The sequence below is a fragment of the Flagellimonas alvinocaridis genome (assembly GCF_965248585.1).
Taxonomy (GTDB): Bacteria; Bacteroidota; Bacteroidia; order Flavobacteriales; family Flavobacteriaceae; genus Flagellimonas; species Flagellimonas alvinocaridis.
In genome coordinates this window covers 3594911-3608167 of sequence record NZ_OZ252111.1, presented here as the reverse complement: position 1 = coordinate 3608167, position 13257 = coordinate 3594911, and the positions used below count along the sequence as shown (strand labels likewise).

The following is a 13257-nucleotide window of genomic DNA, read 5'->3' as shown; positions in this document are numbered from 1 at the left end:
GAAAGCTTACAAAACTTTTCCAAAAAGATTAATTTATGTTTCGACTACTACTTTTTAAGGAACTTAACCCTCCATATATTTAATCCATGGAAGATGCACGATAAAATACATCTTGCAGTGCTGTCCGAATATTTAGACGATATATTTGGCCATGTTCCCTTGAGGGATAAACCCTGTTCGAAAGAAAAATATAAACCAGCTTGTTTTCTGGATCTGCCCAAACAAAAGTTCCAGTAAATCCAGAGTGACCAAAACTCTCTGGACTTGCCAAGGGAGAAGGATAGGCATCTTCCAAAGCAAGCTCGGAATTGTTAAGTAAGGGTTTGTCGAAACCAAGTCCTCTTCGGTTATCGTTATCAGGATATTGGACCCTGCCAAACTCTTTTACAATTTCCTTGGAGATAATTTGTTTATCCCCTACTGCACCATAGTTTTCATAAAACATCATAATCTTGGCCAAGTCGTCTGCAGTGCCAAACAATCCCGCATTTCCGGATACCCCACCTTTTAACGAAGCGTTTTCGTCATGGACCCAACCTTTTACGAAAGTCTTCCTGAATACACTATCATTTTCGGTGGGTACAATGGCATTGACATAATTCTTTTTACTTGGATTGTAACCCAAAGTATAACAGCCTAGAAGTTGATAGAAGTTCTGGTCCAAATAGGTTTCGTAATCGGTGCCCGTAAGTTGTTCTATTAACCTTGGATAGATGAGAAAGGTAAGTCCTGAATACTTGTATTTTTTTTCATCGGAAACCTTGGACCTGTCGATCATACGGTTCATTTTTGCTTCAAAGCGATCACTGATGAATAGGTTCTCATACACTTGTTGCTGAAATTTTTTACTGGGGGTATCCCTTACAAAGCGACGTTTTACCTTCCCATTCTTTTTCATCACTTTCTCCAAGAAGACAATGTAGGGCACCAATCCGGCCTGGTGACTCAAAATTTCACGTAGGGTCAGATCTTTTTTATCCTTATGTTTTTTCCATGAAGGCCAGTAGTTGCTAAATGGGACATCCAAATCAAGTTTGCCTTCGTCCACCAATTTCATCAAAGCAGGCAATGGCCCCAAGATTTTAGTAACGGATGCCAAATCATAAAGGTCGTTCAGGGCAACGGGCTGCACGCTATCATAGGTGTGGTATCCGTATGCTTTGTGGAAGATTACCGTATCGTTTTTGGCTACCAATACTTGGGCGCCTGGGAAGGCTTGGTTTTTTATGCCAAGCTCCATGATAGAATCCACTTTTTGATCGATGTAGGCTTTATCCAATCCCAATTTTGAGGGAAGAGCATGAATTAGATTTTGTTGGGCAAGAAGGTTGATTGAAACGAAAAGAAAACAGAAACAGAATACAAAGAGGTTTTTCATGAATTAGTTAGTATGGTTGGTTGTACGTATTTTTTGAATCATCCCAAGGTACGGATAAAGTCTTTAGCAAAATAACTGGCAATGATGCTTGCCCCCGCCCGTTTAATGGCGGTCAATTGTTCGAGCATCACGGCATCATGGTCCAGCCACCCTTTTTCCGCGGCAGCTTTGAGCATGGCATATTCCCCGGATACTTGATAAACGGCAATGGGTACATCCACTTCATTTTTAATGTCCCGCACAATGTCCAAATAGGGAAGACCCGGTTTTACCATCACAATATCGGCACCTTCATCAATGTCCATTTGGGTTTCATGGATGGCTTCCAATCTATTGGCAAAATCCATTTGATACGTCTTTTTGTCCTTGGGCACGTTGGCAATATCAACAGGAGCTGAATCCAGGGCATCCCGGAACGGACCGTAATAGGCACTGGCATATTTGGCAGAATAGCTCATGATTCCCGTATTTTGGAACCCTTCATCTTCCAAGGCTTCCCTAATGGTGAGGATGCGTCCATCCATCATATCGCTGGGGGCCACAAAGTCGGCTCCGGCCTGTGCATGGGAGACACTCATTTCGGCCAATACCTCGGCCGTTTCATCATTGAGGATCTGCCCTTCGGACACAATTCCATCATGGCCATAGGATGAAAATGGGTCCAAGGCCACATCGGTCATCACCAACATCTGTGGGCAGGCATTTTTGACGGTCTTTATCGCCCTTTGCATCAATCCATTCGGGTTGATGGCCTCCGTGCCTTTATTGTCCTTCAGCTTTTCATCGACCTTAACAAAAAGCAATACCGAGCAAAGTCCCATTTTCCAAAGTTCTTTTACCTCTTTCTCCAGATTGTCCAAACTCAACCTAAAGTAATTGGGCATGGAAGCAATTTCTTCTTTGATTCCTTTGCCTTCCACCACAAAAAGGGGCACTAGAAAGTCGTCTGGGGTCACAAGGGTTTCCCGAACCAATCTTCGGATGGATTCGGAGGCGCGTAGTCTTCTATTTCTGATCAATGGATACATACTTATACTTAAATTTTAATTTCACCGGATAGGTAGGGAGCTGCTTTGCCGGAAATTTTTACCCGGTCTCCCAAATATTCACAGATTAAGTCCCCTCCTCTTTTGGAGAGTTGTTTGGCGGTCATTTTGCTTTTGCCCAACACTTCGTACCAATACGGGGTTAGCGAAGTATGTGCCGAGCCGGTCACGGGATCTTCGGGAATGCCACATTGCGGGGCGAAGAATCGGGAGATGAAATCCACCTCTTGGCCCGGTGCCGTAACAATGACGCCTCTACAATCCAACTGGTTCAATAGATGCAGGTTGGGGGTAATGGCCTCCACTTCTTGTTGGGAGCTGTAGACCATCATAAAATCCGTTTTTCCCTTAAAGGTTTTGATTGGGGTCAGCCCAATGGCGTTGTCCAATTCCCTATTGTTCCGAATGGCCACTATGGGGTCGGAGGGAAAATCCAAGGTCATCCAACCGTTAGCCGTTTTTTCTACGGTCAATTCCCCGCTTCTGGGAGAATAAAACCGAATGGTTTTTTCATTATGGTCGTAATAGTTGAACAGCACATATGCTGTGGCCAAGGTGGCATGGCCACACAAATCGACCTCAGTTTCTGGAGTGAACCAACGTAGCTCATACCCCTCACCTTTACGAACAGCAAATGCAGTTTCGGCCAGATTGTTTTCTTCCGCGATACTTTGCATAAGAGTGGTATCAAGCCACGCATCCAAAATGCAAACTGCTGCAGGATTACCACCGAAAGGACAATCGGTAAAAGCGTCGACTTGATATATTTTCTGTTTCATGGGTTTGGTTTCAAACAAAGCTACACATTAAACCCAATTTTTTGGATGTTGCAGCACCTCAATTAATTGCTCTTCTGGACTTCCTTTTTCTGGGTGATGGTCATACCTCCATTGCACATGGGGAGGGAGGCTCATCAAAATACTTTCAATACGGCCATTGGTGCGGAGACCGAAGAGCGTACCTTTATCATGAACCAGGTTAAATTCCACATACCTTCCGCGTCTAATTTCCTGCCAATCCCTCTGTTCTTGAGAGTAAGGCAGCTCTTTTCTTTTTATAACGATTGGTACATAAGCATCCAAAAAACTATCCCCAACTTCGGTGACATAGTTGTACCAATCTTCCATATTCATGGTTTCCGTTGCTTTGCAATAGTCAAAAAAGAGACCGCCTACACCCCTAGCTTCATTGCGATGGGCATTCCAGAAATAGTCGTCACATTTCTTTTTATAAGCGGGATAAAACTCTGGGTTGTGGGCGTCACAGGCATTTTTGCAGGTTTGATGAAAATGTTGGGCATCTTCCTCAAACAGATAATAGGGTGTTAGGTCCTGACCGCCACCAAACCATTGGTCAACGATGTCCCCATTTTTATCGTACATCTCAAAATAGCGCCAGTTGGCATGTACGGTGGGTACCATGGGACTCTTGGGATGGATGACCAAACTGAGTCCACAGGCAAAAAAATCTGCATCTTCCACGCCAAAATACTGCTGCATACTTTTGGGAAGTTCACCATATACCTTGGAAATATTCACTCCACCTTTTTCAAATACATTTCCGTTTTCAATGACACGGGTCCTTCCACCACCGCCTTCAGGGCGTTTCCAAATATCCTGTTGAAATTTGGACTTTCCATCCACCTCTTCAAGTTTTGTGGTGATGGTATCTTGTAGTTTTTGGATATAATCGTAGAATTTGTCCTTCATTGATCGAGTATATGTATGAGTTGTGTTTTTAAGCTTTCAAAATCGGTATTGGAATTAATCTTGACCGAAACCAAGGTCATGGATTTCAATAGTTCAATGACTTCACTTTCCGTTTTTTCAGGATTTTCCTGAAATACCAACCTTCCCACGGCATTGTTATGAAAATCCATAGTTTTGGCCAATTCTGTATTTGGAAAAGCGTGTTCATGCCAATCCGTAATTTTTTTGGCCCACTCCAGAACAGAATCCCGGTTGTGACGTATTCGAAAACATCTTTTGGCAATCAAATAATTCCAAAGCGCATGTCTAAACGCATTGGCCGGACCATTTTTATGATGCAATCGGCCGTAGTTTTCTGTGGATATGCGAACGCAATCCTTGGTGGCACGAATCGTAGGTACAATGAAAAGCGGGTGACTCATCCCAATAAATATAACTTTCAGTATATTTTTAAGGTCAACCCGTTTCAGTACCGCTATTGGGTTCACGACTTATATTCTTTTACGGCATCTATGAATGCTTTTGCATTTTCCAATGGTATATTGGGAAGAATGCCATGCCCTAGGTTCACAATATATTTGTCCTTTCCAAATTCTCGGATCATTTGGGTTACCCTCTTTTTGATTTCCGATGGGGGTGAAAGCAATCGTGCAGGATCAAAATTTCCTTGCAGGGTTATATTTCCCCCGGTAAGGTAGCGTGCATTTTGGGCCGAGCATGTCCAATCCACGCCGACGGCAGAAGCTCCCGATTGCGCCATTTCCTTCAATGCGAACCAACACCCTTTGCCAAAAACAATGACCGGGGCCAAATCTTTCAATGCATCAACAATCTGTTGAATGTATGGCCAGGAGAATTCTTGGTAATCAGTAGGAGAAAGCATGCCGCCCCATGAATCAAAAACTTGGACAGCATTCACACCTGCCTCTACTTTGGCCTTAAGGTAGGCAATCGTGGTGTCTGTTATCTTTTGAAGCAGTTGATGGGCCACTTCCGGTTGGGAAAAGCAGAGTCCCCGGGCCTTATCGAAACTTTTGCTTCCTTGACCTTCCACACAATAGCAGAGAATGGTCCAAGGAGAACCGGCAAAACCGATAAGAGGAATTTCATCATTCAACTTTTCCTTGGTCATGGTAATGGCCTCCATCACATAACCCAAGGTGTCTTGAATATTAGGGACGATAACCCTTTCCAAATCTTCTTTGGAGCGAATGGGATTGGGCAAATAGGGACCAAAGTTCGGTTTCATCTCCACTTCAATATCCATAGCTTGTGGAATCACCAAGATATCACTGAAAAGGATGGCCGCGTCCATTCCATATCGCCGGATGGGCTGTACGGTAATTTCAGAAGCCAACTCGGGAGTCTGGCATCTGGTAAAGAAATCGTATTTATGTTTGAGTTCCATAAACTCCGGGAGGTAACGGCCAGCTTGGCGCATCATCCATACGGGTGGTCGCTCAACGGTTTCACCCTTCAAGGCTCTTAGGAACAAATCGTTTTTAATCATGTCTTGTAAAATGGTTTATGGCCTGTACCAACACGTTTTCCACGGTCGGTTTATTGGCTATTACAATATCGTCTGAATGTTTTTTGGCCTCATCGGCCGTAGTAGTACCAATACAGAACAGGGTGCTGCTGCCAACGGAGTTCTCCAAAAGATAACTTCTGATGCCACTTGGGCTAAAGAATAGGATGCCGTCAAAATCCCGTTGAAACGCCTTTGGCGTTAGACGGGTCTTGTAAACCATCACCTCTTTATACCGAATGTTATTTTCAGTAAGTGCCTTTGGTAAGGTGTCCCTTCTTAGGTTTCCGCATAAAAACAGAAAAGTTTCATTGGGATGTTTTTCTACAATGAATTGGGCCAATTCCGAGGCATATTCGGTCATTTTTACCACCCTTAGTCCATTATCCTCCAAAAGGGCTTTGGTTTTTTCACCAACACAAAAGACCTTGAAATGTGAGGTGTCCCGGTTTTCAATTTTTTTAATGAAGGCCTTGACAGAATTTTTACTGGTAAGGATATAGTGGGTAAATTCCAAAGGAATATTTACATCCAAAAATTCAATTTGAAGTGCATCATACTCCACCAATCCCAACCCTGAATTGAGGAACAATTCCTTTTGCGGTGAGCTTAGCTTTTTAGTGGAGAGCACTGTTCTCATTTCTAATTTCCTGCATCAATTTATCCCCATCTTGTTGTAAGACCTCTTTGGCACATTGCTCTCCCAGTCCATTGGCTTGGTTCAAGGGAACACTTTTGTTGACGGTGATTTTTTGTTTTCCATCCAAGGAAAAAAGAACCCCTTCAAAATGTACCGTTTGTTCTTTTATTTGTGCCAAAGCACCGATGGGGGCGGTGCAACCACCTTCCAATGTCCGTAAAAATTGACGTTCAATGGTCGTTGCTATTTCAGATTCCTTATGATTTAACTTGGCGAGCGCTTCTTTTGAAAAGGTGTCCTCATCCTTGGCCACGACCACCATGGCACCTTGTGCCGGGGCAGGAATCATCCAATCCAATTGCAGGGCATCTTTGGGTAACAATTTAATACGTTCCAGTCCAGCCTGGGCGAAAATGGCACCGTTCCAGTCGTTCTCAATCAGTTTCAACAATCGGGTATTTACGTTTCCCCGTAAATCCACCACGGTATGTTTAGGGTATTTGTTCAGCCATTGGGCTTTTCTACGCAAACTGCCGGTAGCAATAGTAGCAGGGGCATCGGATTCCAAAAAGTTCAATCCCTTGTGCACCAAAATATCGTGGGTAATGGCACGCTCCAATACGGCAACTTGTACAATGTCTTTTGGCAATTGGGTGGGAACATCCTTCATAGAGTGGACGGCAATATCTATTTGCCCCTTCAAGAGGGCAATATCCAAAGTCTTGGTAAAAATGCCGGTGATTCCCAGTTCGTACAGGGGTTTGTCCAGTATTTCATCCCCTGTGGACTTTATAGGGACCAATGAGGTGTCGTACCCCAATTCCTCGAGTTTTTGCTGTACAGTAGTGGCTTGCCACAGTGCCAATTCACTGTCGCGGGTCCCAATTCGTATGATCTTGCTCATTTTGAATCGATTTCTAGCTGAAAGACTTTCTGGATAAGCTCCAGGCTGTCCTCGGTATCCACTTCGGAACTTTTCAGATGGTTGGCAAACTGTTTGGTGATTTTTTGGATGATCCTGTCCGATATGATTTCGGCCTGATCTTGATTGAAGTCATCCATTTTTTTGGAATGAAAGTCAATTTCCTCGGCCTTCATGGTTTTTAGCTTTTCCTTGAGCGCATTTATGACCGGGGCAAACTTTCGGGTTTCCAACCACTTTAAAAAGTCTTTTTTGACCTGTTCGATGATTGCTTCCGCCTTGGGGACATATTCCTTCCTTTTGGCTAAAGCATCATCCGTAATTTGGGAAAGTTGGTCTAAATGTACCAAGGAAACATTGTCCAACTCCAAAACGTCATCCGCCACATTTTTGGGTACGGACAGGTCCAGAATCAAAAGTGGTTTCTTGGGGTAGATCAATGCTTTGGAAACGGTGGGCAACTGTGCACCAGTGGCCACCACAAGGATGTCCGCTTTTCGTATTTCGGTCTGGAGATCGCCATAGTCCTTTACGGTCAAATGGAACTTTCCAGCAATATCTTCTGCTTTCGCCCTAGTCCGGTTGATCAAGGTGATATGGTGGTTGTTGGAATGTTTGATAAGGTTCTCACAGGTATTCCTTCCGATTTTTCCCGTTCCAAAAAGAAGAATGTTCTTTTCCGAAATATCGGGAACATTGTCCAGAATATACTTTACCGAAGCAAAAGCAACGGATGTGGCCCCAGAAGAAAGCTCCGTTTCGTTTTTTATACGCTTGCTGGCCTGGATCACGGCATTGCAGAGCCGTTCCAAAAAAGGATTGGCCATATCTTGTTTTTTGGCGCGATAAAAACCTTGTTTGATTTGACTTATGATTTCAAAATCACCCAAAATCTGGCTGTCCAATCCTGTGCCTACCTTGAACATATGGGAAATGGCCTCATGATTTTTGTAGACATAGGCTACTTCTTGAAACTCTTCCACAGTGCCCTGTGTTTGGTCGCAAAGCAATTTTATAAGTTGATAGGGATGTTGGGCAAAACCATATAGCTCGGTCCTATTACAGGTTGAAATAGCCAATAGGCCATCTATACCAAGCTCCTTGGCCTTTGCCAGAATATGGTCTATGGCCGGAACATCCAGACTAAACTTTCCCCGCACCTCAGCATCTGCCTTCTTGTAGCTCAGCCCAATGGCGTAGAAGGAATTATGTTTCGAAATATTGTAATTCCTCATAAAGGATAAAAATCGCAGCACAAAAATAACGGTGCTGTGTTTTAAAAAATAACGCTAGAGGTACTATAAATAACCCGTGAGATATTTTTTATGTCAAAATTTTCAAAAAACCATGAAAAACATTGATTTTATTGACTAATTTGGTGTTTTGAAATGTAATTTAGAGTCATTCTAAATTGATAAAAAGCAAAGACTAAATCCGATTCGGTCATGAAAAATATCGCCAAAGGTTCCTATGATGAAATTCTAGTGGAAGACGGGTTTTATATCCTTAAGATTCAGAATGATACACAAGAATTGCAAACTATGGAACGGGAAATCGACAGCTCGTTTATCCAGTTCCATTTTTGTCTGAAAGGCAAAACCCGTTTCAATTTTAATGAAGGAAATTATCATCTGGAGGTAACGGAAGAAAATTCCCTCTTGCTGTACAACACGCAAAAAGATTTGCCCTTGAATCTCATAGTTTCTCCCCACTCTTGGTTGCTGTCTGTGGTAATGACCATACGAAAGTTCCATTCCCTTTTTTCCAATGAGGCCGAGTACATCCCTTTTTTGAGTGGTGAGAACAAGGAGAAAAAGTACTATTCACAAGAAATGGTGTCTCCGGCCATTGCAGTTGTGCTCAGTCAGTTGATGAATTACAATCTCCACCCCTCCATCAAAAAATTGTATATCAAAGGAAAGGTATATGAGCTGATATCCCTTTATTTTAATAAAACCGAGGATGCCGACTTGGAACAATGTCCCTTTTTGGCCGATGAGGACAATGTGCGGCGTATTAGAATTGCCAAGGAAATCATGATTTCACGAATGGCCGAGCCACCTACCTTGGCCGAACTTTCCCAAGAAATTGGTTTGAGTTTGAAAAAACTGAAAGAAGGGTTCAAGCAGATTTATGGGGATTCGGTTTATGGATTTTTGTTCGACTACAAAATGGAGTATGCCCGAAAAATGCTGGAAACCGGAAAGCACAATGTCAATGAAGTGGGTTTGAAAGTGGGATATAGCACCGCCAGTCACTTTATCGCTTCTTTCAAAAAGAAGTATGGCACCACCCCCAAAAAATACTTAACTTCAAACGCATAAAAATCAAAAAATGAAAACTCTTGTACTGTCCCTTTTTGCCATAGGCTTTGCGTTGCAGATTTCCGCACAAGATGCCCCAAGTTCAGAAGAAGCCCAAAATGTCAAAATGCCCGAACTAGTCTTGGTCTTCACCAAAACCACAGGATATAGGCATGCTTCCATTGAAAAGGGGGTGCAGACCTTGCGCGAGTTGGGTAGAAAGAATGGCTTTGTTGCCCTGCAAACTGATTCAGGGGCAGACTTTAACCCTCAAAATCTGGGGAACTACAAATTGGTGGTCTTTCTGAGCACCACCGAAGAGGTTTTGGATGATACCCAACAGAAGGCTTTTGAAGGGTACATTAAAAATGGAGGCAGTTATTTGGGAATCCATGCCGCAGCGGATACCGAGTACGACTGGCCTTGGTATGGAAAGTTAGTAGGAGGTTATTTTGAGAGTCATCCGGAACAACAGGAAGCCAAAATTGATATAGTTGATACATCCCATCCGTCCACAACCCACCTGAACAATGTTTGGATGCATTTTGATGAATGGTACAATTTTAAGGAATTGAATCCTAGCGTTTCGGTTTTGATGAAACTTGATGAAACCAGTTATGAAGGCGGAAAGAATGGGGCTAACCATCCTATAGCCTGGTGCCACGAATATGATGGGGGTCGTGCTTTTTATACAGGCTTGGGACATACTGATTCCGCTTATGATGACCCCGATTTTAGTCAACACCTTTTGGGTGCTATTGAATGGTGTCTAAAACGAAAGTAAGGTAGGTCTTGCCACAATAATCCCAATATTGCTTTTGATGTTCTTCAGGTAATCCACCAAGGGTTCTTGAGTGATTTCTACCTTTCCATTTTTGCTTGAAGCATGTAGTAAATGTAACCGCCCATCAGGTTGATGTATGGCTATGCCGGTATGGGTAACGTCCAACCCTTTTATTGAAGTTGCCAATGCAATGATGTCCCCGGATTGTATTTGTTGTTCCTTGTTTTCAATCTGGTCTTGGGGCAAGTAGCACAGATTTTCCTTAGCCAATTCTTTTTCCGCTTGTTGTATGATAGCAAAATTGGTGTCATCGCTCAAAAACGGATACAATGACCGGTGGGTTCCCATAAAATTGATGGGTTTATTGAGCTCAATTCCCCCTAAATCCGATGTAATGTCTTTGACCAAACCCTTCTTCTCATTGTTTCGAATCCACTCCGTAAAATAATGTAAACGTGATGGATAACCATTCATTTCCCCATTTCGATACCGAATGGTTTCTAAAGTTTCGGTAAAGTCTTCAAATAAACTTTGTTTGGATTTGAGCATGATTCCAAAGGCGAGTACATTTTCCACAAAAGTGGTGCAGTCCAACCCCTGTAGGTTCACCACCAAGGTTTCGGTTTCACCCACTTCAAGGGTTTTTTCCACGTAAGGCGTGTCCAAAAAAGATTTCCCGACCGCTACAATGGTATCGCCCAAAAAGGAAGCTTGGGTATTCTGCAAGGCTGCGATTTTGTCCTCAAAAAGGGATTTGTCCTTTGGGGAACAAGTAATTTGCTGGGCGGATGCCATCAACCCTAAAAATAGAAAGGGCAAGAGGGTTTTATATTTCATCACCATATAATGTGTTTTATTCAATCCAAACAAATGCCCCATCAAAAGCATTTTCAACAAAAATAAAGCAGAAAAGAATAAAGGTTGGGGATATCGAATGAAATATAGATTGAATTTAGTTATGGGCCATAGAAAAGTAATTGGGTTCTGAAAAGAACAAGTCCGTGCCAAGTTGTATTTTTGGGGACCTAAAACAAAAAGCTGTGCCAAAAGGAGTTTTATTGGTCAATTTGGGTTCGCCGGACAGCCCTACCGCAAAGGATGTTAAACCATATTTGGATGAGTTTCTTATGGACGAGCGTGTCATAGACGTGAATCCCGTTCTGCGAAATATCATTGTACGGGGAATTATCCTCAACACGCGTCCAAAGCGTTCGGCGGAAGCCTATTCCAAGATTTGGTGGGAGGAAGGCTCTCCTTTGATTATCATCTCGGAACGTTTTATGGAAAAGGTGAGCCAACAGACCAGCTTGCCCATTGCCTTGGGTATGCGGTATGGTTCCATGACCATTAAGAACGCTTTACAGGAATTAAAGGATAAAGGAGTGGATGAGGTGTTGCTGGTGCCCCTGTATCCCCATTATGCCATGTCATCATACGAAACGGTAGTGGTGAAGGCCATGGAAGTGCAGCAAGAGTATTTCCCTAGTATGCAGTTGACCACATTGCCTGCCTTTTATAGCAATCCGGATTACATCAAAATATTGTCCAATAGTATTGCAGAAGGTCTAAAGGGTTTTGATTACGACCATGTCCTTTTCTCCTATCATGGGATTCCCGAGAGGCACATTAAAAAATCGGACCCCACAAAGTTCCACTGCCAACTGAATGGAGCTTGTTGCAAGGCCAATTCGGTGGCACACCATACCTGTTACAGGCATCAATGCTACGATACCACCGAGTTGGTGATAGAGCAATTGGGGCTGCCCAGGGATAAAGTGAGTACTTCGTTCCAATCCCGATTGGGAAGCGACCCATGGTTACAGCCCTTCACCGACCATGAGTTTGAGCGTTTGGGCAAGGAGGGTATTGAGCGTTTGGCGGTAATCACCCCTGCGTTTGTAAGTGATTGTCTGGAGACTTTGGAAGAAATCGCTATGGAAGGCAAGGAACAATTTGTTGAAGCAGGGGGTAAAGACTACATCCATGTCCCATGTTTGAACGATAGGGATGATTGGGCAGGCCTTATGGCACAGTGGATCAATACTTGGTCAACAGATCAAACCCTGCCGGAATATAACATCCAATAATTTTTGGAGTACCGAAAAGCAAGTGTATGAGCATTGAAAATTTGGAGCAGAGTCTCAAAGAAGTACGGGAACAACTTAAGAACCATGAGCTTTACGCACAGCTGGATTCTGTTGAGGACATCAGGACCTTTATGGAAAGCCATGTGTATGCCGTTTGGGATTTTATGTCGCTATTAAAGGCCCTTCAACGTGAGCTTACCTGTACCGAACTTCCTTGGAAGCCTGCTTCGGATACCACAGTGGCAAGGTTCATCAATGAGATTGTCTTGGAGGAGGAAAGCGATTTCAATGAGGAAGGAGTGGCCAAAAGTCATTTTGAAATGTACCTAGACGCCATGGGGGAGGTCAATGCCAACACCTCCAAGGTGAAGGAGGTCATTGGAAGCTTTGGGAATCTTGAAGCGATAGCAGGGCAAATCAAAAATGCGGATTTAAACCTGGCCGAAAAGAACTTTTTAAGCTTCACTTTTGAGGTCATCAATACCCAAAAACCACATATCATTGCTGCGGCCTTTACCTTTGGAAGGGAAGAACTGATTCCGGATATGTTCTTGGGCATCATAGAACAATCTGGGGAAAAAGGACCGGAACAGTACACCAAACTTTCCTATTACCTAAAACGGCACATTGAATTGGATGGGGACGAACACGGACCCATGGCCGTAAAAATGATGAAGATGCTCTGTGGTCAGGATGAACAAAAATGGACCGATGTCGCTGAGTATAGCCAAAAGGCTTTGGATTATAGAGTGGCTTTATGGGACAGCATCACCAAAAAACTAAGGGAGAACAAAGGTAATTTAATCGAGGCGTTGTAGATTTGGCTCAGATTTACCACACACAAAGCCTTACACCCAAAG

At 43.3% G+C, this 13257-nt stretch carries 14 protein-coding genes; 4 read left to right on the top strand and 10 right to left on the bottom strand.

Annotated elements, in window-relative coordinates:
• Positions 1–79 precede the first annotated feature (79 nt).
• The 9 genes from ACP14V_RS16195 to hemA all read right to left on the bottom strand — a co-directional run bounded on the left by ACP14V_RS16195 (position 80) and on the right by hemA (position 8458).
• Positions 80–1378 carry a serine hydrolase domain-containing protein gene (locus ACP14V_RS16195; RefSeq protein ID WP_272608982.1) on the bottom strand — a complete coding sequence of 433 codons (1299 nt, stop codon included), beginning with the start codon at positions 1376–1378 and terminating at the stop codon, positions 80–82.
• A gap of 38 nt (positions 1379–1416) precedes the next feature.
• Positions 1417–2406 (bottom strand): porphobilinogen synthase, encoded by a 990-nt coding sequence (gene hemB / locus ACP14V_RS16190; protein WP_272608981.1) that lies wholly within the window; start codon positions 2404–2406, stop codon positions 1417–1419.
• 8 nt (positions 2407–2414) lie between these two features.
• Positions 2415–3203 carry a PhzF family phenazine biosynthesis protein gene (locus tag ACP14V_RS16185; protein WP_272608980.1) on the bottom strand — a complete coding sequence of 263 codons (789 nt, stop codon included), beginning with the start codon at positions 3201–3203 and terminating at the stop codon, positions 2415–2417.
• A 27-nt stretch (positions 3204–3230) separates the two neighbouring features.
• Entirely contained in the window at positions 3231–4133 is a 903-nt protein-coding gene (gene hemF / locus ACP14V_RS16180) for an oxygen-dependent coproporphyrinogen oxidase (protein ID WP_272608979.1), read from the bottom strand.
• Positions 4130–4555, bottom strand: coding sequence for a DUF6973 domain-containing protein (locus ACP14V_RS16175; RefSeq protein WP_424987594.1), 426 nt, complete (start codon positions 4553–4555; stop codon positions 4130–4132). The genes hemF and ACP14V_RS16175 overlap by 4 nt, the downstream gene beginning before the upstream one ends.
• A gap of 62 nt (positions 4556–4617) precedes the next feature.
• Positions 4618–5643, bottom strand: coding sequence for a uroporphyrinogen decarboxylase (hemE, locus tag ACP14V_RS16170; protein WP_272608977.1), 1026 nt, complete (start codon positions 5641–5643; stop codon positions 4618–4620).
• Positions 5636–6301 carry a uroporphyrinogen-III synthase gene (locus ACP14V_RS16165; RefSeq protein WP_272608976.1) on the bottom strand — a complete coding sequence of 222 codons (666 nt, stop codon included), beginning with the start codon at positions 6299–6301 and terminating at the stop codon, positions 5636–5638. The genes hemE and ACP14V_RS16165 overlap by 8 nt, the downstream gene beginning before the upstream one ends.
• Positions 6279–7205: a hydroxymethylbilane synthase gene (gene hemC / locus ACP14V_RS16160; RefSeq protein ID WP_272608975.1), complete on the bottom strand. Its 927-nt coding sequence runs from the start codon at positions 7203–7205 to the stop codon at positions 6279–6281. Before hemC ends, ACP14V_RS16165 begins: the two co-directional genes overlap by 23 nt.
• Positions 7202–8458, bottom strand: a complete 1257-nt coding sequence (gene hemA, locus ACP14V_RS16155; protein ID WP_272608974.1) for a glutamyl-tRNA reductase — start codon at positions 8456–8458, stop codon at positions 7202–7204. Before hemA ends, hemC begins: the two co-directional genes overlap by 4 nt.
• A gap of 210 nt (positions 8459–8668) precedes the next feature.
• On the opposite strand from hemA, the gene ACP14V_RS16150 reads away from it, so the two are divergent.
• Both ACP14V_RS16150 and ACP14V_RS16145 read left to right on the top strand, forming a co-directional pair.
• A complete protein-coding gene (locus tag ACP14V_RS16150; protein ID WP_272608973.1) occupies positions 8669–9547 on the top strand; it encodes a helix-turn-helix domain-containing protein in 879 nt (292 codons plus the stop codon).
• 10 nt (positions 9548–9557) lie between these two features.
• Complete coding sequence (locus ACP14V_RS16145) at positions 9558–10310, top strand: ThuA domain-containing protein (protein ID WP_272608972.1); 753 nt, start codon at positions 9558–9560, stop codon at positions 10308–10310.
• Here the strand turns inward: ACP14V_RS16145 and ACP14V_RS16140 are convergent.
• Entirely contained in the window at positions 10296–11147 is an 852-nt protein-coding gene (locus ACP14V_RS16140; protein ID WP_272608971.1) for an N-acetylmuramoyl-L-alanine amidase-like domain-containing protein, read from the bottom strand. The genes ACP14V_RS16145 and ACP14V_RS16140 overlap by 15 nt on opposite strands.
• A gap of 203 nt (positions 11148–11350) precedes the next feature.
• Between ACP14V_RS16140 and hemH the strand changes: the two genes are divergently transcribed.
• A complete protein-coding gene (gene hemH, locus ACP14V_RS16135; RefSeq protein WP_272608970.1) occupies positions 11351–12397 on the top strand; it encodes a ferrochelatase in 1047 nt (348 codons plus the stop codon).
• A gap of 26 nt (positions 12398–12423) precedes the next feature.
• A complete protein-coding gene (locus ACP14V_RS16130; RefSeq protein WP_272608969.1) occupies positions 12424–13215 on the top strand; it encodes a DUF3050 domain-containing protein in 792 nt (263 codons plus the stop codon).
• Positions 13216–13257: the final 42 nt, after the last annotated feature.